The organism is Paenibacillus sp. VTT E-133280 (assembly GCF_002264385.1).
In the GTDB taxonomy this organism is placed as follows: Bacteria; Bacillota; Bacilli; order Paenibacillales; family Paenibacillaceae; genus Paenibacillus_AQ; species Paenibacillus_AQ nitricinens.
Genome location: NZ_NFUX01000049.1, coordinates 14,568 through 37,397, shown reverse-complemented (window position 1 = coordinate 37,397; position 22,830 = coordinate 14,568). Strand labels below are relative to the sequence as shown.

Here is a 22,830-nt window from a genome sequence, read left to right as displayed (position 1 = left end):
AGTGCAAATCATGAAGAAAATGAGAAATTGGACCGTCGTCGCTAAAATTACTGCTACTAATATGGTACTACTAGTAAGTGCTCTGATCATTGCAATCGTTGGTAGTGTGTATTTCAGCAATATGTATACAAACTCTAGAAGTATGTATAAGAACGATCTTACGTCAGTCTATGCACTTGGGAAATTCGAATCTAATAATCATGAAGTAGTAACCTTAACGAATAAGATGATCGTTAGTCATGATTCAAGTGAACTTCAAGAGAGTTATCAGAAAATTGTCGATCTTCAGGCTACTAATAATAAACTTTTGAGTAAGTATGAGGAAACACGTTCCCTTCCAAACGAAAAGGAGATTTATGATGAGATTTTATCATTAACGAAACAGTATCGGGAAATTCAGATTCCAATGCTTGAACAGATGCTAAATACCCCTACATATGATCCTGCTGAAGATATCATCTCTAATCTTGAAGCGTTAAATACGGAACGAAATGGAGACCTTGGAAAATTAGTTGAAATGAACTTAGGAAGCGCCCAAAATGCAGATGTTCAGAATAAGAAGCTATTTCAAAAAGGACTTACGATCAATATCGTTATTGCTTTTCTAGTTACCTTGATTTCAATCGTTTCATTTTTGTCTTTGAGAAGATACTTCTCACGAGCAGTAACCACTATCCTGAAATTTTCAGAGGCATTTGGTCGAGGGGATCTGACTCAAAGAGCAAAGTTTGATACAGAAGACGAGTTTGGTCGAATCGTGAAGTCGCTTAATCATTCGGCAGAGCAAGTACAAACCATCGTAGCTAGTGTATCTTCTTCAGCACAAGAGTTAGGTGCACTTAGCGAAGAATTATCTGCAACGGTCGAGGAAGTAAATGCTACAATGGATCAAATTTATAATTCCTCGCAAGAGGTTGCTTCTGGAAGTGAATCTTTAAGCGCTACAACAGAAGAGGTAAATGCAACAGTACAAGAGATTATCTCCAATGCAGATATGCTAAGTGATAAGGCAGGAGCAGCACTACACACCTCTGAAGAAATTCTGGTACAGGCAGCTTCCGCGAAGGAAAAGGCTGTGGCATCGATTCAATATGCGACAAGTTTGTATGCTGAGAAACAAAATTCCATTATGCACGCGATCGAGGCAGGGAAAGTTGTTAATGAAGTAAGAGAGATAGCCGGGTATATTTCAGAGATTGCAGCCCAAACGAATCTATTGTCCTTAAATGCTTCCATTGAAGCAGCAAGAGCGGGGGATGAGGGAAGAGGATTCGCTGTAGTTGCTAATGAAGTACGCAAACTTGCTGTACAGTCGGAGGAATCGGTGGGGAAAATTCAGAAAATGACACTGCTAGTGGAAGATGCTTTTAAGAATGTGTCCTCTCAATCACAAGCGCTATTGGATTTTATCGATTCGACGGTGATAAGTGATTATGAGAGTTTCGAGCAAGTAAGTATGCAATATAAAAATGATGCCGATATGTTTCATGAGATCACAGGTGAAATGGTATCTTCAATGCATGGACTGAAGTTATCAATGGCAGAGGTAGATCAAGCGATGACGAATGTTGCCGTAGTATCTCAACAGTCTGCAGACAATGTAAGCGGCATTCGCAATCACATTTCAGATACATTACAAGCGTTTGAAGATGTGGCTGCTTCTTCTGAGCACCAGGCGAATATTGCGGAAATGATGAATGAGACGGTTGGGAGATTTATGATCGAGTAAGCATCCAAACAGAGCGGCCTTGTTCAGTATGTCTCTTTACATACAGAACAAGGCTGTTTTGTTTCTCTTTTTAATGTGGTTTGTTGACAACAACAAAGGAGTGTGTTAAATTTATCTTAAGTTAAAGATAATTAATGTAAAGATAATTATTGGGAATAGTATTCTATGAAGCATAGGATGAAACAGTAGAAAGGGATTTTTTTGAATGATATCTTAACATTAAGATAATTCAATTAATCTTTCTTGATCAGGGAATTATATTACGAAATCAAACTAAACTTTAGGAGTGTATAATCATGAGAAATTTAAAAGGGATCCACCACGTAACAGCCATCACAAGCAGCGCAGAGAAAAACTACGAGTTCTTCACATACGTATTGGGAATGCGTCTAGTGAAGAAAACGGTCAATCAAGACGATATTCAAACGTATCACTTGTTTTTTGCAGATGATAAGGGCAGTGCCGGAACGGATATGACGTTCTTTGACTTCCCTAACATTCCTAAAGGCGTACACGGAACCAATGAAATCGCCAAGACATCCTTCCGGGTGCCAACAGATGCTGCATTAGACTACTGGGTAAAACGTTTTGATCGCCTGGATGTGAAGCATACCGGAATTATAGAGCAGTTTGGTAAAAAGACATTATCCTTCGTGGATTTTGATGACCAACAATATCAACTGATCTCTGATGAATTTAATGAAGGGGTCGCATCAGGAACACCATGGCAAAAAGGACCGATTCCTTTAGCGTTTGCGATTACTGGCTTGGGACCGATCTTTGTACGTATAGCTGATTTCAGTTATTTTAAAGAAATGTTGGAAAGAGTTATGCAGTTTAAAGAAATCGGTCAAGAAGATGCTTATCATTTGTTTGAGGTCGGCGAAGGCGGAAATGGTGCACAAATTATTGTAGAGCATAACGAGGACTTACCGAATTCGCGTCAAGGCTTTGGTACGGTTCACCACGCTGCTTTCAGAGTAGAGGATCGGGCCATGCTGGATGAGTGGACTAAGCATTTTGAAGACTTTGGATTCCGTACCTCAGGTTATGTGGATCGTCATTTCTTCGAGTCGCTGTATACACGTGTTGCTCCGCAAATCCTGTTCGAGCTTGCGACAGATGGACCTGGATTTATGGGAGATGAGGAATACGAAACGGTTGGAGAAAAGCTCTCATTACCACCATTCCTGGAGCCAAAGCGTGAGCAGATTGAGAAGTTAGTGCGGCCTATTGATACCGTCAGAAGCACGATCGATTTTGTGAAAGAGTGAAGAAGGAGCTGGGGAGATTGATTTCGATAGATCCGAAGCACAATAGTGAGCGGGAAAATTATAAGTTATTAATTGGGACTGTTATTCCTAGGCCTATTGCTTTTGTTACCACACAATCAGAAGAGGGCATATTGAATGGTGCGCCGTTTAGTTATTTTAATATCGTCTCTTCTAATCCTCCGATGGTTTCCCTGTCTATTCAAAGACCAGCGGGACGATTAAAGGATACCGCCCGTAATATTTATAACAATCATCAGTTTGTTGTGCATATTGTGGATGATGAGAATGTTCGGAAGATCAATCAAACCGCTGCCTCATTGCCAAGTGCAGAAAGTGAAATTGAACTAGCGAATCTTACACCGGTCCAAAGTGAAAATGTAGCTGTGTCTGGTGTATTGGAAGCAAAGGTGCGAATGGAGTGTAAGCTTGTACAAGCGATACCTCTTGGTGGAGAAGAACCTGGTAGTGATTTGTTCATCGGCGAAATTGTTCAGTTTCACATTGATGAATCGATCTATCAGGAGGGGAGGATTAACCCTAGGGCCTTAAATGCAGTAAGTCGTTTAGCGGGAGCTAATTACGCTACGATTGGTGAGATTTTTGAAATTGAAAGACCGAAATAATAAACTAAGACCTGTTCGTAAGCGATGAAGCCTACCGAGCAGGTCTTTTTGTGGGCTAATTATAGTCATCAGCTATGCCAAGCAAACCGTAAGGTTTTCTCTCGAGGTTTATCTGGACTGATCGTTCCAGATATGTTATATTGCCATTACAGGAGGTGTTACTCATGGCAAGGACAAGAGAGTTTAACGAGGATCAAGCACTACATCAAGCGATGCTGTTGTTTTGGAAAAAGGGTTATGAGGCAACAAGCATACCGGACTTGCTGCAGGTTATGGGCATTAGCCGATCTAGTCTTTACGATACTTTTTCTGACAAGCAAACGTTGTACATTGCCGCACTGGAACATTACAAAAAGGTTAGCTTCAATAGACAGGTCATTCTTGAACGGGCGTCAAGCGTTAGAGCAGGGATTCAACAATTTTTTGAGCAACATATTACTTCAGCGTACGATACGAGCCTACCCGGCGGGTGTTTTGTAACGAATGCAGCTACAACATTAGAGTCGCGGGATGAAAAAATAAATGAATTGATAAAGACTAGTTTTTTGAATTTAGAACAGGCTTTTTGCGAGCTTTTGGAAAAAGGCCGACAATCAGGTGAAATTGATAAAACCACTGATGTCAAAGCGTGGTCTTATTTATTGCTGAATCTACATCAAAGCATAAATATCATGGCAAAAGCAGATCAAGATCAGCAACGTGCCAAAGAGATGATAAGCTTTGTAATTGCAGGAATATAATTTTTTTTGGTTATTCTGGAACGATCGTTCCGTTATTGTAAATCATCCTTAATGTGAAGAAGAGACTTATGAAAAGTAGTGCAGGAGAAAAATTAAAAGAGGTGTGATAAATCATGGAAATAGGTGTTACTTCGTTCGTAGAAACAAAGCCTGATATTGAGACTGGAATTGTGATGAGTCACGCACAGCGATTACGAGAAGTAGTTGAAGAAATCGTCCTTGCGGATCAGGTGGGACTTGATGTTTTTGGTATTGGTGAGCATCATCGTGAAGATTATGCAGCTTCTTCACCAGCAATCGTGTTGTCCGCTGCTGCGTCCTTAACTAAACGGATTCGCCTGACTAGTGCTGTGACGGTCCTTTCATCTGCTGATCCTGTACGTGTGTTTCAGGATTTCGCTATGCTTGATGGCATCTCCAATGGACGAGCCGAGATTATAGCGGGCCGGGGTTCATTCGTTGAATCTTTTCCGTTGTTTGGTTATGGCTTACATGACTATGATGAGCTATTTAATGAAAATATCGAACTGCTTATGAAAATACGGGAATCCGAGAAAGTAACATGGAAGGGAGGCCATCGGCCAGCAATTCATAATTTGGGCGTATACCCGCGGCCCGTCCAGAACTCTTTACCTATATGGATTGGCAGCGGAGGTACGCAAAGCTCCGCCGTTCGTGCAGGACTTTTGGGTCTGCCATTGATGTTAGCGATCATTGGCGGGAATCCAATGAATTTTGCTCCGCTTGTAGAGCTGTATAAGAAGGCGGCGGCCCGCGCTGGACATGATGTATCACAGCTTCAGGTGGGATCTCATTCGATTGGATTCGTCGCAGAAGATACGGAACGGGCAGCAGATATCTTTTTTCCATCTACCCAGTACGGCATGAACAACCTCGGCAAAGAGCGAGGATGGTCGTATTATGACCGCTCCAGCTATGATGCCGCCCGAAGCTTTGAGGGTGCATTGTACGTTGGAGATCCGGAAACAGTTGCTCAGAAGATCATTCATCTACGGAAGCATGTAGGAATAACACGCTTTATGATGTATGTTCCACTAAGCACGATGCCGCATGAACTTGTGTTGCGGGCAATAGAATTGCTCGGAACGGAGGTTGCTCCACGAGTACGAGAGGAAATTGCTAAGTGGGAAGCTGAGAAGGAATAAGGATTATACAAGCAATCATTATTGTATTGGAGGATTTTCATGAGTATCGATAAACGTATACTACCAGAATTAAGAGAGGCATATTCACAATTTCCAGGGTTTCAATTGGAAGAGAATTTAGAGTGGAGCAGAAGTTTAGTGTCGGCTCCGCCAGTGAAGAGGTCAGAGCATGTAAACACAACCAGTCGAAAAATTCCGGGTGTTGCAGGGGAGATACTGGTAAAAATTTATGAACCTGCTGGGCGAAATGCTGACAAGCTTCCAGCTATGCTGTGGATTCACGGGGGCGGATACGTGTTAGGACATCCTGATATGGACGACGAGTTGTGTGAACGCTTTGTTCAGACGGCTAGATGTGTTGTCGTGTCGGTTGATTATAGGCTGGCACCCGAGCACCCCTATCCAGCTGCAATCGATGATTGTTATGCTGGCTTAGTATGGATGACGGAGGAAGCGGAATCACTTGGCATTGATGAGAATCGGGTTGCGATTGCTGGTGCAAGCGGTGGCGGCGGGCTGACAGCAGCACTTGCGCTGATGGTACGAGATAAAGGTGGACCATCCATTATCTTTCAGATGCCGTTGTACCCGATGCTCGACAACCGTAACATTACGCCATCAAGCCATGAGATTACGGAAGAAGGTGCAATCTGGAACCGGACGGACAACTTAACGGCTTGGAACATGTACCTGGGCGAGGAGAACGATGCCAACAGGATATCTTCCTATGCGGTACCAACGAGAGCGGAGAATTTAGCTGGACTGCCACCAACCTATACCTGTGTAGGTCAGCTTGATCTATTCCGAGATGAGACGATCGAATATGTAACACGACTTGCGCAAGCAGGTGTAGTTATCGAATTTCACCTGTATCCCGGATGTTTTCATCTTTTCGAAATATTCGTTCCAGAAGCGGAAGTGAGTCAGCGCGCCGTTCAGTGCTATATAGATGCGATGGCCCGGGCACTTCATCCCAAACACCCGCCCTTCCCAAGCGAGAGCTGTTAATAATGCAAGCACAAACCATATGATCATTGCTCCTTGTTGTAGATTGATATCCTCGCTGATTATGCGAGAAAAGACTCTATACAAGGTGGTTATTTCATCACACACAAAAAATACACCCCCTAGAATCGACCGGACAAACCATAGGTTTATCAATGTCTATTCTAAGAGGTGTATTTCATCATATTAAAGCAGGCTAATCTTAACGAAGCGTCTTGAGCGCACCGCTCCAAGCCAACACTTGATCAAGCATGCCATTTACATTGGTCAGGTGAAGATCTGCTGGTTTGAACACAGAACCGTTCTCGAAATCAGTGAACAGGGACAGGGCAGGATGGACACGAACGTCTGCTACAGAAAGTTCTCCCAAAATGCCACGTAAATGCTCAGCTGCACGAGCGCCGCCTACGGAACCATAACTTACGATTCCCGCTGCTTTGTTATTCCAAGCTTCACGTGCGTAATCGAGTGCATTTTTCAGTGATGCGGAAATACTGTGGTTATATTCTTGAACGATAAATACGAAACCGTCTAACGTAGCAAGTTTTGTATTCCAAGCAGTTGCTTGCTCAGTAGCATCTACTTCTCCCATTAGTGGAAGTTTAAAGTCCGCGATATCAACGATCTCATAATTAGCATCTCCACGTGCATCTGCTACCTTTTTAACCCATTCTCCGACTTGTGGGCTCAAGCGACCTTGACGAGTACTTCCTAGAATAATTCCGATGTTTAATTTAGACATTGTTTGTTCCTCCTCGATTTTTGTTCTACCAAATAGTTTGGCTAGAAATCCCATGAATTACACAACCTTTAAAAAAATAATCTTAAGAGTGCTTAGCTCTAGTTGTCTTTAAGTTAAGTATCTTTAACATGAGATAATAATACCGTGTTCAGTTTACTTTGTCAAGCAACTTAATAATAGTTAGTTTATAATTTTGTCTCACCTTTACAAATTTAGTTGTCTAGAATATAATTGTTTAAGCAACTATTTAAAACGAAAATGAAATGAGAAGAGGGCTGATCATGACGATAAAGCATAACTCATCTGAACTTACCTTAGGATTTATGATGGGAACGACCTATCGTAAATTAAGTGCGTTATTCCAAAATGGGTTAAAAGAATATGATATAACACCTGAGCAATGGTCAGTTCTGTTTCAAGTCGACAGGACGGAAGGGCTGATTCAGAAGGACATCGCGAAGCGTTCGGGTAAGGATAAACCAACTACGACGCGAATTCTGGATCACTTGGAGGGAAAAGGACTGATCTATAAAAAAACCGGGGAGAATGATCGACGTTCTTTTAAAGTCTATATTACGGAAAAAGGAAGAGCTCTAATTAAGGAAACCTTCCCTATTGAGGATCAGGTCACAGATGAAATTAAGAACTGTATTTCTAGTGATGAATATGAGCAACTCATGGGGTTGCTGCTAAGAATAAACAATCACATTGATCAAATAAATGATGGAGAGTAGGAAGGTAAGTTATGCCAGAACAACAAGAATTACGTACGAAACTTTGGACTAAATCTTTTATTGCTTTAACGTTTAGTGCTTTATTTTTATTTATGAATTTACAGATGCTGCTATCTTCATTTCCGTCTTATGTGAAAAGTGAATTTCAAGCCAGTGATATTATGGTCAGCTTGGTCACAAGTGTATTTGCACTAACTGCGATTGCTTCACGTTTTATGACTGCTTTTCTGATGCGAAAGGTTAGCCGCAATGTATTATTGTATATTGGCTTAGCCATCGCGGCCGCCATAACCGGTCTTTATGTGGCAGCAGATTCAATTGGGTCACTACTGCTGATGCGTGTAGGCTATGGGATTGGATTCGGGATTGCCAGCACGATTATTCCCACAATTGTTTCACAGATTATTCCTAGCAAAAGAATGGGCGAAGGGATCGGCTATTTTGGCTTATCAAGCAGTCTTGCAATGTCCATTGGTCCAATGATTGGTTTGAACGTAATGAAGCATTCAGGGTTTGGAACACTGGCGATGATTGGAACATTCACCCTGCTTCTTGCCTTTCCAGTCCTATTGTTCTCACGTTCGCTTCCAGCTCACCGCAAAAAACAATCGATTGAGCAAACCATTGAATCACCTAAACCTCTCAAGGTTCCTTTTAATAAAAAGTTAGTATTGCCCGCAATTCTGAATGTCCTGCTCGCGATCACTTATGGGGGATTACTTAGTTTTATCGCTTTGTTCGGCGAATCGGTACATTTAGAACAAGTGGGTTTGTTCTTCTTATTTAACGCAATTACGATCATCATCATTAGACCGATTTCCGGCAGATTATTTGATAAAAGAGGACCCGCTGCTGTTTTGATTCCCGCAGCGTTTTGTGTCGTCGCGAGCTTAGGAGTGCTCTCGTATACAACATCCATGCCAATGCTCATTGTATCGGCATTGCTCTATGGACTCGGCTTTGGAGCTATTCAGCCAACTATACAGGCATGGATGCTTCGAACTTCTACACCTGCACAGTATGGCATGGCAAACAGTATGTTTTATAACTCAACGGATCTAGGGGTAGCGAGTGGAGCCATCATTCTTGGGGCGATTTCGGCAGCATCCAATTATGGGATGATGTATCGTTATTCTGCTGGATTCATGGTGTTGTTTCTAATGATTTATATTGGGATTCAGATTACAAAGTCTAGAAGTAACCCTTCAGCTTTAAGTCAATAAGGGGAATTTCAGATTAAGCTAATCTTTAGGTACTATTCATATCGTTTTAAGCTAAGGGGGTTATAGTAATCACATAACCCCCTTAAATATAGACCTTGACCCTGCCGGACGATGGCAGGGTCCTTTTTTTGTTGATGCAGAGGACAGAGATCGGTAGATTAAGCCAATCTTTATGTCTCTTTCATGTTCTTTTAAGCTAAGAGGGTTATAGTAATCACATAACCCCCTTATAATATAGACCTTGACCCCGCCGGACGATGGCGGGGTCCTTTTTTTATGTTTTTGTTCCCGTTCGAAAGCAATATCCAGACTTTATCCGCATAGGACGGTATAATGAAGAAATCTGGAGATGGGCAAAGGTTAGGAGAGAATCAACAATGAATATGACATGGAATTTGGATAGCTTATATCCTTCGTTTGAATCAGAGAAGTTAAAAGCGGATCGTCAGCTACTAGGTCAACTTATTATAGATTTAAAAGCCTGGGCTGAGGGCAATCTAAAGCGTGAGGGTGTTTCCGTCGCAGCGATCGAGGACTTTCTAAGACTCTACAACGATTATAAAAGTGTATATGTATGCTTGTTAGCTTATGCGGAGTTAACGCTTAGTGCAGATAGCAACTATGAACTGGCTATGAATCTTGCCGATGATATCGAACAGGTCAGCTCAGAGATTGCTGGTGTAGCTGCAGGTTTTAAACGTTGGATTAATACATGTGATCACATGGATGAGCTTATTGTTAGCTCACCTTATCTTTTGCAGCATCAATTCTACTTGAATGAGCTTCTTTTACAATCCCGCTATGTGTTAAATGAGGATGTGGAGGTTGCCATTGCCAGAATGCAAAGTACAGGGTCCAAAGCATGGGGAAGGTTATACATGGAGACCGCCTCAAGTACACTAGCAGATGTGGTGGTGCAAGGGGAGTCGAAACAAGCAACGCTTGCGGAACTAAGGAGTATGGCCTATGAGAATAACGCTGCATTAAGAAAAGCGGCTTATGAAGCCGAGGCTGAAGCTTGCAGTCGTATTGCTGGGGTTTGTGCAGCTTGCATGAATGGAATAAGTGGTGAGGCGCTAACGATTTATGGCATGCGTGGATATCAATCTTCTCTGGAAAAGGTGTTAGTGGCATCGCGAATGGACAGTGAAACTTTGTCGGCAATGCTCGCCGCTCTTCAGGAGAGTTTGCCAGCTTTTCATACCTATTATCAAAAGAAAGCCGAACTGCTGGGACATTCCACAAAGCTGCCTTTTTACGATATATTTGCACCTATAGGTGAAGAAAGTATGAAAATTTCTTACGAAGATGCTCAAAAAACAATCGTCTCAAGCTTCGCAACCTTTAGCGAGGAATTGGCCAACTTAGCTCAAAAGGCTTTTGATCAGCGATGGATTGATGCAGAACCAAAGGCCGGTAAGGGCGGCTTTGGGCTGTGCATTGATATTTTTCCGATAGGCGAGAGCAGGATCATGACTCAGTTCACTGGCAATGCTATAGATATTAGTATTCTTGCCCATGAGCTTGGTCATGCCTATCATAGCTCCTGTCTAGCGCATGAAACGATGTTGAACACGGATTATCCGATTCCGATAGCTGAAACGGCTTCGATCTTTTGCGAGACGATTGTGAATCAAGCTTTAATCGCAAGCTCCGCCAAGAAGGAAGCTCATCTTATTTTGGAGAGAAGCATTTCCGATGCTGGATATTATCTTGTGGATTTCTATGCCCGTTATTTATTTGAGCTTAAATTATATGAGAAAAGAGCATTAGGTCCGCTGCCTGTGCAAGAATTAAATGAATTGATGATTGCTTGTATGAAGGAAGCTTATGGAGAGAGCATTGCAACTGACACGATCCATCCGTACATGTGGATGAACAAGGCCGGATATTTTATGGCTGGTTATGAATTTATGAATTTTCCGTATTCTTTCGGACTGTTATTCGCTAAAGGACTCTACGCAGAGTATTTAAAAAAGGGCGAGGAGTTTGTCGCCCGGTATCGTCAGTTCCTTAGTGCTACCAGCAAGCATAATATTGCAGATATAGCGAAGTTTATGGATATTGATGTGCACTCGATTGATTTTTGGAGAGGTGCTTTAAAGCTGATTGAAACTGATATTGAGGCATTCATCAGCACAACCTAAACCACTCTCCAGTTGTGATCGCAGGTAGCTTCAATTTGGCCGCGATTTTCAATGTAATTCGTGACAATTTCAGACATGTCGATCAGTATTTCTTTGACAATCGGTTTACCTTTATACATCTCATAATCTCCGCCACCGCTGGCTCTATAGTTATTCATAACCACATCATATTCTTTAGCGTCCTCTACAGGCTGTCCACGATACAGCAGATGGAGGACTCTTTGGCCTACAGAGTTATCAATATGAAGCTCGTAGTGGATGCCTTCCCACATATCATAATTGTAATGCTGCGATTTAGGTTCTACATAAGCAGGGTTAACCATTACATTCCCCTCTGTATCCTTTTGAAAATAGTTGGCGGTTTGTTCCAGTGCCTCTTTAATATCATGCCCGGTCAGCCTAAGAACCGTTAGCGTGTTAGGATAAATGAAGTTTGAAAGAATATCTCTCCGTGTAATGGTATTACTGAAACCTTTGCAATCGTTACTGAGTAAAGCGGCTGTCGAAATCTCTACGCCTGAAGCCTCCATTTGAACCTTATTCATAAATTCTATAAAGGGATGGTCAGCCATTCGGCATTCATCTGCACTAGAAATAGATAGGTCACCGATCACTGTACCTATTCTCTCATCCAACCAGGTTTCTGTTTCTGATTCGAGCGTGCTGCTCAGACCTACAATTGTATCATCTACAGCTGTTTTGTCGTCCAGAGTAAGAAGCTCGGCATGTTTACTCTTAATCTTCCAATGCCCGTTTTCTTTTTGAAAGACTACTGAAATTTTACCAAGGGAATGTCCATTACAACCAGGCTGTATGATCGTTACACCATTTAATTCACTAGCAATAGAGCGATGCTGATGTCCGGTAATTAATACGTCTAATCCTTCTACCTCTGCACACATAGCGTAAGCTTGATTCTCTCCAGTTAATCTCTCAACAGGTTCTCCGTTAAGTAGATCGCGCTCGAACCCGCCATGATAAGCTACAACGAGCAAATCGGGTTGCTCTTCTTCTCGTATAGTGGTACACCAAAGCTTTACAGTCTCTAAAGCATCTTTAAATTGAAGCCCTTCAATATGGACAGGATTCTCCCAGTGTGGAATGTAATGTGTGGTAACTCCAAGAATGGCCACTTTGATTTTATCGTCTACCCATTTGATGATATAAGGTTTACCGAATGCCGGTTTACTTGTCGTTTGATCTATTATTCCAGCTGATAACCAAGGAAATTCGGAATCTTGAATGGCTTTATGGAGTAGTGGCTTCCCAAAATTAAATTCATGGTTGCCGATAATTGCGGCATCATATTTTAATTCGTTCAGTGCAGCGATCCCCGGATTTAATTCATTACTGTACTGTGTTGCTGCATAATAAGCTAGCGGTGTACCTTGAATAAGATCACCGTTATCCAGAAGAATCAGCTCCGGACAATGGGCTCTTTCTTGTTTAATGAGGCTGGCAATGGTTGCTAAGCCTTTTTGTTGTTTCTCACCCGTACGATAATCAATGGGACTTAAATGCCCATGGAGATCACTTGTTATGAGGATTTCACAGGTTAAGTTATTGTCTTTATTCATGGGTAGCCTCCTACGGATAATAAGTTCAGACCCCATTCTATCAGATAATTTGGAAACTTTAAGAGATTGGAATAAATTTTACATTTATTTGATAGTTAGATGCTCTAGATTTAATACAAAAACTTTATAGTCTAGAAGTACTAAAAAAAAGAAAACAGTGGAGGTCTTTCGTTTGAGAAAAATAAGTAAATTCGTATTGCCGCTAATGATGTCTATTACATTGCTTAGTGGTTGTGGTGCTAATAACACTGCTAATACTGCAAACCAAGGATCAACAGATGCAACAAATGCACCGAAGGAAACGGCAGCTCCTGTAGCAGAGGGTTATGTTCCAGAGAAGCTTACCGTACAATTTGTTCCTTCTCAAAATGCAGATACGCTCGAAGCTAAGGCAAAACCTCTTGAAAAATTACTGGGTGATAAACTCGGTATTCCTGTAAAAGTAAGTGTCTCTACTGATTACAACACGGTTATCGAAGCTATGGCTTCCAAAAAAGTGGATGTAGGTTTCCTTCCTCCAACAGCTTATGTATTAGCTAAAGAAAAAGGAGCTGCTGAAGTTATTCTTCAAGCTCAACGTTTTGGTGTAAATGATGAAACTGGCGCTCCAACAGATGAATTAGCTGATTTCTATAAATCTATGATCATCGTTAAGAAAGATTCTGCCATCCAATCCGTTGCCGATTTGAAAGGCAAAAAAATCGCCTATCAAAACGTTACATCCTCTGCAGGTTTTGTATGGCCGGCAGCAACACTGATGGATGCAGGACTTGATCCGCTGAAGGATGTACAAGCCATTACGGTTAAGGGACATGACCAAGGCGTACTTGCTGTACTGAACGGTGACGTAGACGCAGCAGCTATTTTCCAAGATGCCCGGAATATTGTTATTAAAGATTATCCGAAAGTATTTGAAGATACCCGTGTTCTTGCCTTTACGGATAAAATCCCTAATGATACGATTTCGGTCCGTTCAGATATGAATAAGGAATGGATGGAGAAAATTCAACAGGCGTTCATGGATATCGCAGCTGACACAGAAGGACATGCAATTGTTAAAGAAATTTATTCTCATGAAGGTTATGTGAAGTCACAAGATAGCAACTTTGACATTGTTCGTGAATACAACAATAAAGTAAAAACCGAGTAGTCCAAGCCGTTCAAGGATACAACGTTGTTGGTGTATAACAGGCATTAAGGATAGCCAGCTCCGGATTCCCCCCCGGATCTGGCTATCTCTTTTATACGAATATACGAAAACACACAAAGGAATGATTTCATGATAAAGCTTCAGAATGTATCCAAGACGTATCAAAACGGAACTAAAGGCTTAAACAACATTAATCTGACGATTCCAGCTGGGGAATTTGTAGCTATTGTTGGTCTTTCCGGAGCGGGGAAGTCAACCTTACTGCGTTCCATTAACCGGCTTCATGATATTTCGGAAGGCGATATTCTTATAAACGGGCATTCCATCACGAATGCGAAGGGAAGCCAGCTACGAATGATTCGCCGGAATATCGGAATGATCTTCCAAAGCTTCAACTTAGTGAAACGTACGACTGTGCTTCGTAATGTATTGGCAGGACGGGTGGGCTATCATTCCACCCTACGGACGATACTCGGTAAATTCCCGCAAAAGGATATCGATTTAGCCTTCGAGTCACTCGATCGGGTCAATATCGTTGAGAAGGCGTACATCCGTGCAGATCAGCTATCTGGTGGTCAGCAGCAGCGCGTGGCTATTGCTCGTGTTCTTGCACAGGAGGCGCAAATTATCCTCGCAGATGAACCTGTCGCTTCACTGGATCCACTCACGACCAAGCAGGTTATGGATGATTTGAAAAAGATTAATGTAGAGCTTGGAATTACGACCATTGTGAATTTGCATTTTATCGATCTCGCTAGAGAATACGCTACCCGGATTATAGGACTCCGCGCAGGAGAGGTTGTCTTCGATGGTCCTGTATCGGAGGCAACCGATGAGAAGTTTGCTGAGATTTACGGCAGACCGATTCATCAGGATGAGTTGTTAGGTGAGCCTGTAATCGGAGGCATGTGAGATGAGTGTGAATGCAGAGAAGCTACATCCCAAACCGCCAAGGAAGATAAAGCATTATTTTACAGCCTTTATATTAGTAGTATTACTATGGAGAAGTGCGGTCTTGACCGATTCATCCTTAGGAGAGCTAATCTCTGGTCTGCCGAATATGCTTGATCTGCTTAAGGAAATGTTCCCTCCAAACTGGGGGTATTTTGACAATATTATAGATGCGATGCTGGAGACGATCCGGATGGCACTAGTCGGTACAACGTTTGGTGCCATTCTCGCGGTTCCCGTTGCACTGCTGTGTGCAAGCAATATTACGCACAGCCGATGGCTTCATTATCCGGTGCGTATGCTGCTGAATTTGATCCGCACCATTCCCGATCTACTGCTGGCTTCTATTTTTGTTGCCATCTTCGGACTCGGTGCACTTCCAGGGATCTTTGCTTTGACAGTATTTTCGCTGGGGCTGATCGCTAAGCTTACCTATGAAGCGTTGGAGACGATTGAACAGGGGCCTTTGGAAGCCATGACTTCAGTCGGAGCGAATAAGACTCAACGAATTATCTTCGGAGTCATTCCGCAAGTACAGGCTCATTTCATGTCTTATGTGCTGTATGCTTTTGAAATCAATGTCCGTGCTGCAGCGGTTCTAGGTCTGGTAGGAGCGGGCGGAATCGGCCATTACTATGAAGTGACATTAGGTTTCTTGGAATACGATAAGACTTGCACCATTATCTTGTTCACATTAGCAGTAGTATTGATTATTGATTATGTAAGCACTAAGCTGCGGGAGAAATTAATATGAGTAAATCATGGAATACCCTTGTCCCCAAACCTCGTAAAAACCGCTTCCGCTGGCTGATTTATGTGGCATTAGCGGCAGTATATATTTGGGCTTTTTCGGGAGTACCGTTTAATGGATTTAAAGAAACCGCCGGGATCATTACTAAGGCAATCTTTGCTGGGATATTCTCACCTGATTGGTCCTTCGTTTATTTACCGGATGGGGAGGATCTGCTTCGGGGCTTGCTTGAGACGTTAGCAATTTCAATCTTAGGGACTTTTATCTCGACCTTTTTATGTATTCCTTTTGCATTTTGGGCAGCCGTCAATATGAGTAAGGGAAAGGCTATTTCAAGTTCCGGTAAGCTGGTATTAAGTTTTATACGGACATTCCCTGAGATCATTATGGCCTTGCTGTTCATCAAGGCTGTTGGGCCGGGTTCATTTGCGGGTGTACTGGCTCTGGGTCTGCATTCCGTGGGCATGCTCGGCAAATTGTTCGCGGATGAGATTGAGAATATTGATAACGGTCCACTTGAGGCTTTAATCTCATCTGGTGCCAGCCGTATGCAGGTGTTATGGTTTGCTGTTGTGCCACAGGTATTGCCAGGCTTTCTATCCTATACTTTATACAGGTTCGAAATTAATGTTCGTTCGGCTACGATTCTGGGTATGATTGGGGCAGGTGGGATTGGCACACCGTTAATCTTCGCACTCAGTTCACGGAATTGGGATCGTGTCGGGATCATACTATTAGGCATCATTGTGATGATTACGATTATTGATTTGATTTCCGGCATGATTCGGAAGAAGCTAGTGTAACGGAATCGCATTATTACAGGTTAGACAAGACCTCCTTAGGGTATGCATCATACCTATGGGAGGTCTTTTAATGATTAGCGTATCCTTCGGAAAAGCTATATAGAAGTAATAATACTTTTTGTGTTAACATATGTTGGTCTATCCGAACTTGTACCAAAGGAGTTGAAAGCTTGGAATCTGCGCTTATTGGGAGCTTTGTATCGGCAATGGCTACCGTTCTTGGAGCATTTCCGATCTTGTTCGTGAAGAGGTTATCTGAGAAATGGAAGGACGTTCTCGTTGCTTTTACTGCAGGTATAATGGTATCAGCTTCTACATTTGGACTCATGCCACAAGCGATTAAAGAATCAGGCATTATTGCTTTAACCTTGGGTCTGATTACAGGAGTGTTACTGCTTGATGTAATTGAAAAGAATATCCCACATATCGATGTGGAGAATAAACCCGGATATACCAATATGGATTCGAAAGCACTGCTCGTTTTGATCGCACTGTTTATTCATAACATCCCAGAAGGTCTCAGTACGGGATTCAGTTATGCCAGCGAACAGGCGAGTCTAGGCCCTACCGTGGCCATAGCGATTGGTGCGCAAAATATGCCAGAAGGGTTGATTCTTGCAGTCTTTCTGATGAATTCTAGAACAAGCAAGCTAAAAGCCTTGGGAATCGTTACACTTACCGGACTAATGGAGATGGTGTCTGCGGTTATCGGGTATTTCACTGCAAGCTACCTACAGAATGTAGTGGGTTACGGTCTCGCTTTTGCCGCAGGAGCGATGCTCTTTATCGTCTACAAGGAGCTGATTCCGGAGAGTCACGGTCATGGTTACGAACGGCCTTCGACGTATTCATTTATTTTTGGATTATTAATTATGGTGTATATTACGCAGATATTTGGGTGAGTAGGATAGAAGGGATTCCAGTGAATCCTGTCGAAAAAGAGTAGTTATGATGAGAACACATAAACTTGAAAAGCTACCTTTTTACACCTTACTTATTTTTATCGTTGCTGGATCAATAGGAGCGGGGTATTTTTATACCCGTTCCTTTTTGGCGTTGTCTGCTGTGCTCTATGGTGTAACGGCCCTGTATATTTTTAATGCTAAAAAGCTTACGTTTCTACCGATTCATGGCTTCTTACTAGCATTCATTCTGTTGTATTGGCTCGCTTTAGGAAGTGCTGTTGATCAAGAGCAGGCAGTACTGGAAGCGATCAAGGTCTCCTTACTCTTGCCCGTATCCTTATTATTCTCAAGTCTCTCAGGGAAAAGGCGTGATCAGATCTGGGTGACATGGGTCTGGAGTAGCGCAGGACTAACTCTTTGGGGACTGGTCTTTGGTTTATTTCGGGAGGGACGGCTGGAATCGACGCTGGGATATGCGAATGTTTTTGCTGTGATTGTTGCGGCGGGAATGGCAGCGGGCTGGCGTGCTTTTATGCGCTCAAATCAAAAAAGGTATGTTGTGCTGTGTTTAATACAGCTATGTGGATTATTATTGTCGGGCTCTAGAGCGGTACTGATCCTGGTTGTGATGGGGGCTATCGCCTTTGTATGCATAAATAGGAAGAACAAACCTATAGCGCTGTTCGGTGGTGGAGCACTAATCGTTCTTATCCTGGTGATTGTTGCGGGAATGATCATGAACAGCAGTGGAAGCGTCCGAGAAATGACTTGGAATGCTTCGGAGTTTGAGTTACGCCGTATTTATTGGTCAGATGCTTTTCAGTTATGGAAAGAGCGTTGGCTGGCAGGTATTGGCGGTGGCGGTTTTGCGATTCTATATCCGTCTGTGTATGTGAAATATGTACATCAACAATTTTTGCAGGTTGCATTGGATGCCGGAGTGATCGGGGTATTGGTGTTTATCGCTATGATTGGTTCTGCACTAAATGCAGCAACGCGTCAAGGACGAAAAGGCGTTTTGGTAATCCTAGCATTGTTACTATTCTGTGCCCATCTGGCGTTCGACATTGATCTGGCGTATCCTCTCGTATTCGGGTTGTTTATTATGTTGCTGACCAGTATGGAGATGGAGGGATATAAGCAGAAGGAGTTTCAACTAAAACGATTGTTATTTGTATCTTGTGCGATATTCGGAACTATCATTACTTGCTGTTTGGTTTGGATGATTGTTGGATATACGCAACTTGCCAAGGGAGAATCGGCAATTTCCGAGGACAATTGGAGTAAGGTAGAAAAAAACTTGCAATCCGCAGAAGAATTTCTTCCGTGGTCTCATGAGGTGCATTATCAATTCGCAGATTTTTATTCGCATCTAGCGCTATTGGAAGGGAGCAAGGCGCACCTAGAAAGGGCTATAGAAGAACTCACAATCGCCTCCTCTATGACTCCGGACAATAGAAGGTATATAGAGATGTTAAAGAAAGTGGAGAATAGTCGATAATAGCATGGTTTATATGAAAAAATACATTGTTATTTGTTAGATTCTACCTTAATATAGGGAAGTATTTCCAACACATACATATTTAAAATAGGAGGAGTTTATCTGCGGAACACTATTCGCAAAATTAGCGCTTCACTAGCAGTTCTAATGCTGCTAACCTTAACAGCCCCGGTATTGACCTATGCTGCTAGTATGCTGAAAGTGTACTATAACGCAACAACAGGTGAAATTTCCGGGGTTATTTACTCTGATCAGAAGGACATCGATTTAGTCCTGGATCAAGGAGGAGTGAAATATCAAGTACCTTCGTCGGTACTCGGAGAGGTATATCATTCCGCAAGTAACAATCTATATTGGGCTGATGTTAAAGGGACTGTTGCTCCTGGTCTAATGCCAGGGAATGCGATCGTAACAGCTGGTGATGTAAGAGATTTTGCCGCAAGTGTGACGGGTGATGTGTATTCTTTTGCTGATGCACCTCTTGCCCCGATTAATCACTCTTGGGGATCATGGATAAATATTGATAAAGGTTCTGCGACTGTACATATTTCTTGGGAAAAACCGAACAGTATAGGAATCTTATTTTACAATGTTTATAGCAAAGATAAGCTAATTGCAACGACTAAAGAGACATATATTGTGATTCCCGATCTACCTTATCATTCCATGCAAGAATTTAAGCTTACTTCAGTAGATATGTTGGGCCGAGAGTCTGCTTATTCTACACCCAGTACTTTTCGTGCTCCAGGAGTCATAAATGAAGCGGAAATTCTTTTTAGTGGAAAAGCGGCTGGATATGCGCTTCAGCCTAGTGATGAGATCGTTACATTGAAGTTATCGGGTGATTCGCAAAACGGAACAACGAAAGGTTGGAATAGCTTACAACTTTCTTTCGGGGGTGTTTATTCAGAAGGTAAGTTTTCGCAATTAACGGTCGATAAAAATGAAGTTAATGCTTCTGATTTTGAATTGGTCGCAGATGATGGAGCTATCATTTCGGTGAATTATCTTCATAATTTTGATGGTTATTTCTTCTTTATTTTCGATGAAGAACTTAAAATGGATAAACAGTATACGTTGAGACTCAGTTCGTCAGCTTCCGGTAAAGAGATTAAGCTGCCTGATGCGAATTCTCGCAAATTCAGTGCCTATTTGTACGTGGATGTATATAACAAGAATGTTAATGAATATTCTTATGACTACAGATACTCAGCAAACAATATCGTTATAGGTGACCCATATGCACCTGCCAAGCCTACAGAGCTAAAAGCATCTGGCGATGGTGGTTTATATGTAACGTGGGATAGTAATAAGGAAGCGGATTTGGACGGATATTTGGTATGGCTTGATGGTAAGCTGCTTACAGAGAAGCCCATTCATCAAACTAGCTATAAAATTGAGGGATTAACGAATGGCACAACATATCATGTCAACGTTGCTGCTGTAGATAAAGTCGGAAATCGCTCTTTACAAGCCTACATCTTCCCAGTTCCGTTGGCTTCTGGTAACCCTAGTGGACCTAGTAATCCAGGTAGTCCTGGTGGAGGAGGCGGTGGAACTCCAACCGTAACCGATACCACCACTACAGCTCCTGTCCTAAGTGTGGTCGATAAAGCTGGAGTCACAAAGTCTCTCAACACTGTATTAAAAAGCGAGAACAACAAGGTGACGGTTTCCGTTGCAACTGACGTTAAACAATTATTGCTACCTGTTGCAACAGCTGTAATTAATAAAGACAATGCGCTAGTCGTTACTAAAGATGATGTATCGCTAGAAATACCGGGTTTGGTGTTGGAACAGCTGAAGGGTTCCATTTCAGCAGACCAATTGAAAAATGCGAGAATCTCAGTAGGATTCACTCCGATAAGTGCTGAAGATATCGCTAAGATTACAGGTAAATCAGCGAATACTGTAATTAGAGTAGCTGGTGTAGCCTATGACTTTACGTTGTCACTCCTTACTTCAGACGGTAAAGAAACAAAGCTTACTCAGTTTAATACTCCAATTACCCTGAAGTTGAAAGTGAACGAAAGTAGTAACTCGAAATTGACGGGTGTCTATTACTTAAGTGAACAAGGGGAACTACAATATATTGGTGGTCAGCTGGATAATGGCTATTTAACAGTAGTTATTAGTCACTTCAGCAAATATGCCGTACTGCAATATGATAAATCGTTCAGTGATGTTCCTTCTACACATTGGGCATCTCAAGCGATCAAATCTATGGTAGCACAGCAGGTGGTAACTGGAACAAGCGATATTACCTTCTCACCGAATCAGCAGGTTACACGCGCTGAATTTGCAGCTTTTATTGCTCGTAAATTGAACTTGAAAGCTACTGGAGCAAGTCGGTTTGCTGATGTAGCTTCTTCCAAGTGGTATGCGGATGAAGTAGCAGCAGTAACTGAAGCGGGAATTGTTAGCGGCCAGTCAGAGGCGAAGTTTGCGCCTGAGCGTACGATTTCCCGTCAGGAAATGGTTGTGATGTTGATGAAGGCTTATGTCTACAAGAACAACACGACTTTGTATGCAGGAGAGTCTGATCGTCCGTTTGTTGATGGTACGGATATCGCAGGGTGGGCTAAGCCTTATGCTACTGCCGCACAGAAGCTTGGCTTCTTGCAAGGAAGCAGCGGTAATAGGCTCGAGCCTCATAAGAATGCTACCCGTGCTGAAGCGGTACAATTGATTTCTAAAATCTAATCTAAAAAGTTTGAAAAAAGACGGCCAATGAAGTGCCAGAACAGCTTAAGCTGCCTGACCTCATTGGCCATCTTTATGGTTTAATCTATAATTATCCTCGCAAAATCGTCTCGATTTGCTCCAGCTCTTCTGTGCTTAGCTCCGGTGCATTCAAGGAAGCGACAGCATCTTCAATCTGGCTCACTTTACTTGCGCCGATCAAAGCTGAAGTGACTTTACCTCCGCGGAGTACCCAAGATAAAGCTAGCTGAGACATTTTTTGTCCACGTGCTGCAGCAATCTCGTTCAGTTTACGAACTTTTCCGATTGCCTCTTCAGTAATGGCATTCTCGGACAGGAATACACTTGGTCCAGCAGCACGAGAATCAGGTGCGATTCCATTTAGATAGCGGTCGGTCAGAATGCCTCCTTGTAGTGGGGAGAACACAATCGAACCGATACCTTCCTCAGCCAATACATCCTGCAGGCCATCTTCAATCCAGCGGGACATCATGGAGTAGTTAGGTTGATGAATCAGGCATGGCGTTCCAAGTCGACGCAGAATTTGTGCCGCTTCGCGTGTCTGTTCAGGGTTGTAATTCGAAATCCCAACATACAGCGCTTTACCTTGACGTACAATAAGATCCAGCGCAGCCATAGTCTCTTCCAGTGGTGTATTCGGATCTGGACGGTGGTGATAGAAAATATCTACATAATCAAGGCCCATACGTTTCAAGCTTTGGTCCAGACTGGAGACGAGATATTTCTTGGAGCCCCATTCGCCATAAGGACCGGCCCACATATAATATCCAGCCTTAGTAGAGATGACCATTTCATCACGATAAGGAGCAAGATCCTTCTTAAGGATTTGACCAAAGCTTTCTTCTGCGGAGCCAGCTGGGGGACCGTAGTTATTAGCGAGATCAAAATGCGTGATTCCAAGATCGAAAGCTCTTCTTGCCATGGCGCGACCATTCTCGAATAAGTCGTTTCCGCCAAAGTTATGCCATAGTCCAAGTGAGATCGCCGGAAGGAGTAGACCGCTTTTTCCAGTGCGGTTATATTTCATATTGTCATATCTGGTAGCGCTTGCGTTATACATCATTAGTTCCTCCTAAAAGACTTAT

General features: G+C 42.6%; 19 protein-coding genes. 16 read left to right on the top strand and 3 right to left on the bottom strand.

What is annotated here, in order from left to right:
* The first annotated feature begins 10 nt into the window (after positions 1 to 10).
* The 6 genes from CA600_RS20140 to CA600_RS20115 all read left to right on the top strand — a co-directional run bounded on the left by CA600_RS20140 (position 11) and on the right by CA600_RS20115 (position 6,540).
* A complete protein-coding gene (locus CA600_RS20140; RefSeq protein ID WP_094872373.1) occupies positions 11 to 1,729 on the top strand; it encodes a methyl-accepting chemotaxis protein in 1,719 nt (572 codons plus the stop codon).
* A gap of 296 nt (positions 1,730 to 2,025) precedes the next feature.
* Positions 2,026 to 3,003, top strand: a complete 978-nt coding sequence (locus CA600_RS20135; protein WP_094872371.1) for a ring-cleaving dioxygenase — start codon at positions 2,026 to 2,028, stop codon at positions 3,001 to 3,003.
* Positions 3,004 to 3,020: 17 nt separating this feature from the next.
* A complete protein-coding gene (locus CA600_RS20130; RefSeq protein WP_094872370.1) occupies positions 3,021 to 3,626 on the top strand; it encodes a flavin reductase family protein in 606 nt (201 codons plus the stop codon).
* 164 nt (positions 3,627 to 3,790) lie between these two features.
* Positions 3,791 to 4,366 carry a TetR/AcrR family transcriptional regulator gene (locus tag CA600_RS20125; RefSeq protein ID WP_143812169.1) on the top strand — a complete coding sequence of 192 codons (576 nt, stop codon included), beginning with the start codon at positions 3,791 to 3,793 and terminating at the stop codon, positions 4,364 to 4,366.
* A gap of 113 nt (positions 4,367 to 4,479) precedes the next feature.
* Positions 4,480 to 5,532 carry an LLM class flavin-dependent oxidoreductase gene (locus CA600_RS20120; RefSeq protein WP_094872368.1) on the top strand — a complete coding sequence of 351 codons (1,053 nt, stop codon included), beginning with the start codon at positions 4,480 to 4,482 and terminating at the stop codon, positions 5,530 to 5,532.
* A 39-nt stretch (positions 5,533 to 5,571) separates the two neighbouring features.
* Positions 5,572 to 6,540 carry an alpha/beta hydrolase gene (locus CA600_RS20115; RefSeq protein WP_094872367.1) on the top strand — a complete coding sequence of 323 codons (969 nt, stop codon included), beginning with the start codon at positions 5,572 to 5,574 and terminating at the stop codon, positions 6,538 to 6,540.
* A gap of 199 nt (positions 6,541 to 6,739) precedes the next feature.
* On the opposite strand, the gene CA600_RS20110 is transcribed toward CA600_RS20115, so the two are convergent.
* On the bottom strand, positions 6,740 to 7,279 hold the full coding sequence (locus tag CA600_RS20110) for an NADPH-dependent FMN reductase (RefSeq protein ID WP_042124617.1): 540 nt from the start codon (positions 7,277 to 7,279) through the stop codon (positions 6,740 to 6,742).
* A 281-nt stretch (positions 7,280 to 7,560) separates the two neighbouring features.
* Between CA600_RS20110 and CA600_RS20105 the strand changes: the two genes are divergently transcribed.
* The 3 genes from CA600_RS20105 (at position 7,561) to CA600_RS20095 (ending at position 11,383) form a co-directional block, all read left to right on the top strand.
* Entirely contained in the window at positions 7,561 to 8,013 is a 453-nt protein-coding gene (locus tag CA600_RS20105) for a MarR family winged helix-turn-helix transcriptional regulator (RefSeq protein WP_094872365.1), read from the top strand.
* 11 nt (positions 8,014 to 8,024) lie between these two features.
* Complete coding sequence (locus CA600_RS20100) at positions 8,025 to 9,236, top strand: MFS transporter (RefSeq protein WP_094872363.1); 1,212 nt, start codon at positions 8,025 to 8,027, stop codon at positions 9,234 to 9,236.
* 377 nt (positions 9,237 to 9,613) lie between these two features.
* On the top strand, positions 9,614 to 11,383 hold the full coding sequence (locus tag CA600_RS20095) for a M3 family oligoendopeptidase (RefSeq protein ID WP_179281675.1): 1,770 nt from the start codon (positions 9,614 to 9,616) through the stop codon (positions 11,381 to 11,383).
* On the opposite strand, the gene CA600_RS20090 is transcribed toward CA600_RS20095, so the two are convergent.
* The gene (locus CA600_RS20090) at positions 11,380 to 12,960 is read right to left on the bottom strand and encodes a bifunctional metallophosphatase/5'-nucleotidase (protein ID WP_094872359.1); all 1,581 of its coding nucleotides are present in this window, start codon (positions 12,958 to 12,960) and stop codon (positions 11,380 to 11,382) included. The two genes, CA600_RS20095 and CA600_RS20090, sit on opposite strands and share 4 nt — an antisense overlap.
* 172 nt (positions 12,961 to 13,132) lie before the next feature.
* Here CA600_RS20090 and CA600_RS20085 point away from each other — a divergent pair, with 172 nt between their 5' ends.
* From CA600_RS20085 to CA600_RS20055, 7 genes are all read left to right on the top strand, one after another.
* Positions 13,133 to 14,110 carry a phosphate/phosphite/phosphonate ABC transporter substrate-binding protein gene (locus tag CA600_RS20085; protein ID WP_094872358.1) on the top strand — a complete coding sequence of 326 codons (978 nt, stop codon included), beginning with the start codon at positions 13,133 to 13,135 and terminating at the stop codon, positions 14,108 to 14,110.
* A 129-nt stretch (positions 14,111 to 14,239) separates the two neighbouring features.
* Positions 14,240 to 15,022 (top strand): phosphonate ABC transporter ATP-binding protein, encoded by a 783-nt coding sequence (phnC, locus tag CA600_RS20080; RefSeq protein ID WP_094872356.1) that lies wholly within the window; start codon positions 14,240 to 14,242, stop codon positions 15,020 to 15,022.
* Position 15,023: 1 nt separating this feature from the next.
* The gene (gene phnE / locus CA600_RS20075) at positions 15,024 to 15,815 is read left to right on the top strand and encodes a phosphonate ABC transporter, permease protein PhnE (protein ID WP_094872354.1); all 792 of its coding nucleotides are present in this window, start codon (positions 15,024 to 15,026) and stop codon (positions 15,813 to 15,815) included.
* Positions 15,812 to 16,615: a phosphonate ABC transporter, permease protein PhnE gene (gene phnE, locus CA600_RS20070; protein ID WP_094872353.1), complete on the top strand. Its 804-nt coding sequence runs from the start codon at positions 15,812 to 15,814 to the stop codon at positions 16,613 to 16,615. The genes phnE (CA600_RS20075) and phnE (CA600_RS20070) overlap by 4 nt, the downstream gene beginning before the upstream one ends.
* A gap of 170 nt (positions 16,616 to 16,785) precedes the next feature.
* Entirely contained in the window at positions 16,786 to 17,517 is a 732-nt protein-coding gene (locus tag CA600_RS20065; protein ID WP_094872351.1) for a ZIP family metal transporter, read from the top strand.
* 49 nt (positions 17,518 to 17,566) lie between these two features.
* Positions 17,567 to 19,021 (top strand): O-antigen ligase family protein, encoded by a 1,455-nt coding sequence (locus tag CA600_RS20060; protein ID WP_218832790.1) that lies wholly within the window; start codon positions 17,567 to 17,569, stop codon positions 19,019 to 19,021.
* 147 nt (positions 19,022 to 19,168) lie between these two features.
* On the top strand, positions 19,169 to 21,724 hold the full coding sequence (locus CA600_RS20055) for an S-layer homology domain-containing protein (protein WP_094872348.1): 2,556 nt from the start codon (positions 19,169 to 19,171) through the stop codon (positions 21,722 to 21,724).
* Positions 21,725 to 21,815: 91 nt separating this feature from the next.
* Here the strand turns inward: CA600_RS20055 and CA600_RS20050 are convergent, their stop codons facing one another.
* Complete coding sequence (locus CA600_RS20050) at positions 21,816 to 22,805, bottom strand: aldo/keto reductase (RefSeq protein ID WP_373455898.1); 990 nt, start codon at positions 22,803 to 22,805, stop codon at positions 21,816 to 21,818.
* Positions 22,806 to 22,830 lie beyond the last annotated feature (25 nt).

Coding starts and splice junctions, on each gene's coding strand:
- phnC (WP_094872356.1), top strand. CDS start 14,240: ATGATAAAGCTTCAGAATGTATCCAAGACGTATCAAAACGGAACTAAA.
- CA600_RS20140 (WP_094872373.1), top strand. CDS start 11: ATGAAGAAAATGAGAAATTGGACCGTCGTCGCTAAAATTACTGCTACT.
- CA600_RS20125 (WP_143812169.1), top strand. CDS start 3,791: ATGGCAAGGACAAGAGAGTTTAACGAGGATCAAGCACTACATCAAGCG.
- CA600_RS20060 (WP_218832790.1), top strand. CDS start 17,567: ATGAGAACACATAAACTTGAAAAGCTACCTTTTTACACCTTACTTATT.
- phnE (WP_094872354.1), top strand. CDS start 15,024: ATGAGTGTGAATGCAGAGAAGCTACATCCCAAACCGCCAAGGAAGATA.
- CA600_RS20055 (WP_094872348.1), top strand. CDS start 19,169: ATGCTGCTAACCTTAACAGCCCCGGTATTGACCTATGCTGCTAGTATG.
- phnE (WP_094872353.1), top strand. CDS start 15,812: ATGAGTAAATCATGGAATACCCTTGTCCCCAAACCTCGTAAAAACCGC.
- CA600_RS20090 (WP_094872359.1), bottom strand. CDS start 12,960: ATGAATAAAGACAATAACTTAACCTGTGAAATCCTCATAACAAGTGAT.
- CA600_RS20100 (WP_094872363.1), top strand. CDS start 8,025: ATGCCAGAACAACAAGAATTACGTACGAAACTTTGGACTAAATCTTTT.
- CA600_RS20095 (WP_179281675.1), top strand. CDS start 9,614: ATGAATATGACATGGAATTTGGATAGCTTATATCCTTCGTTTGAATCA.
- CA600_RS20115 (WP_094872367.1), top strand. CDS start 5,572: ATGAGTATCGATAAACGTATACTACCAGAATTAAGAGAGGCATATTCA.
- CA600_RS20110 (WP_042124617.1), bottom strand. CDS start 7,279: ATGTCTAAATTAAACATCGGAATTATTCTAGGAAGTACTCGTCAAGGT.
- CA600_RS20050 (WP_373455898.1), bottom strand. CDS start 22,805: ATGTATAACGCAAGCGCTACCAGATATGACAATATGAAATATAACCGC.
- CA600_RS20135 (WP_094872371.1), top strand. CDS start 2,026: ATGAGAAATTTAAAAGGGATCCACCACGTAACAGCCATCACAAGCAGC.
- CA600_RS20120 (WP_094872368.1), top strand. CDS start 4,480: ATGGAAATAGGTGTTACTTCGTTCGTAGAAACAAAGCCTGATATTGAG.
- CA600_RS20105 (WP_094872365.1), top strand. CDS start 7,561: ATGACGATAAAGCATAACTCATCTGAACTTACCTTAGGATTTATGATG.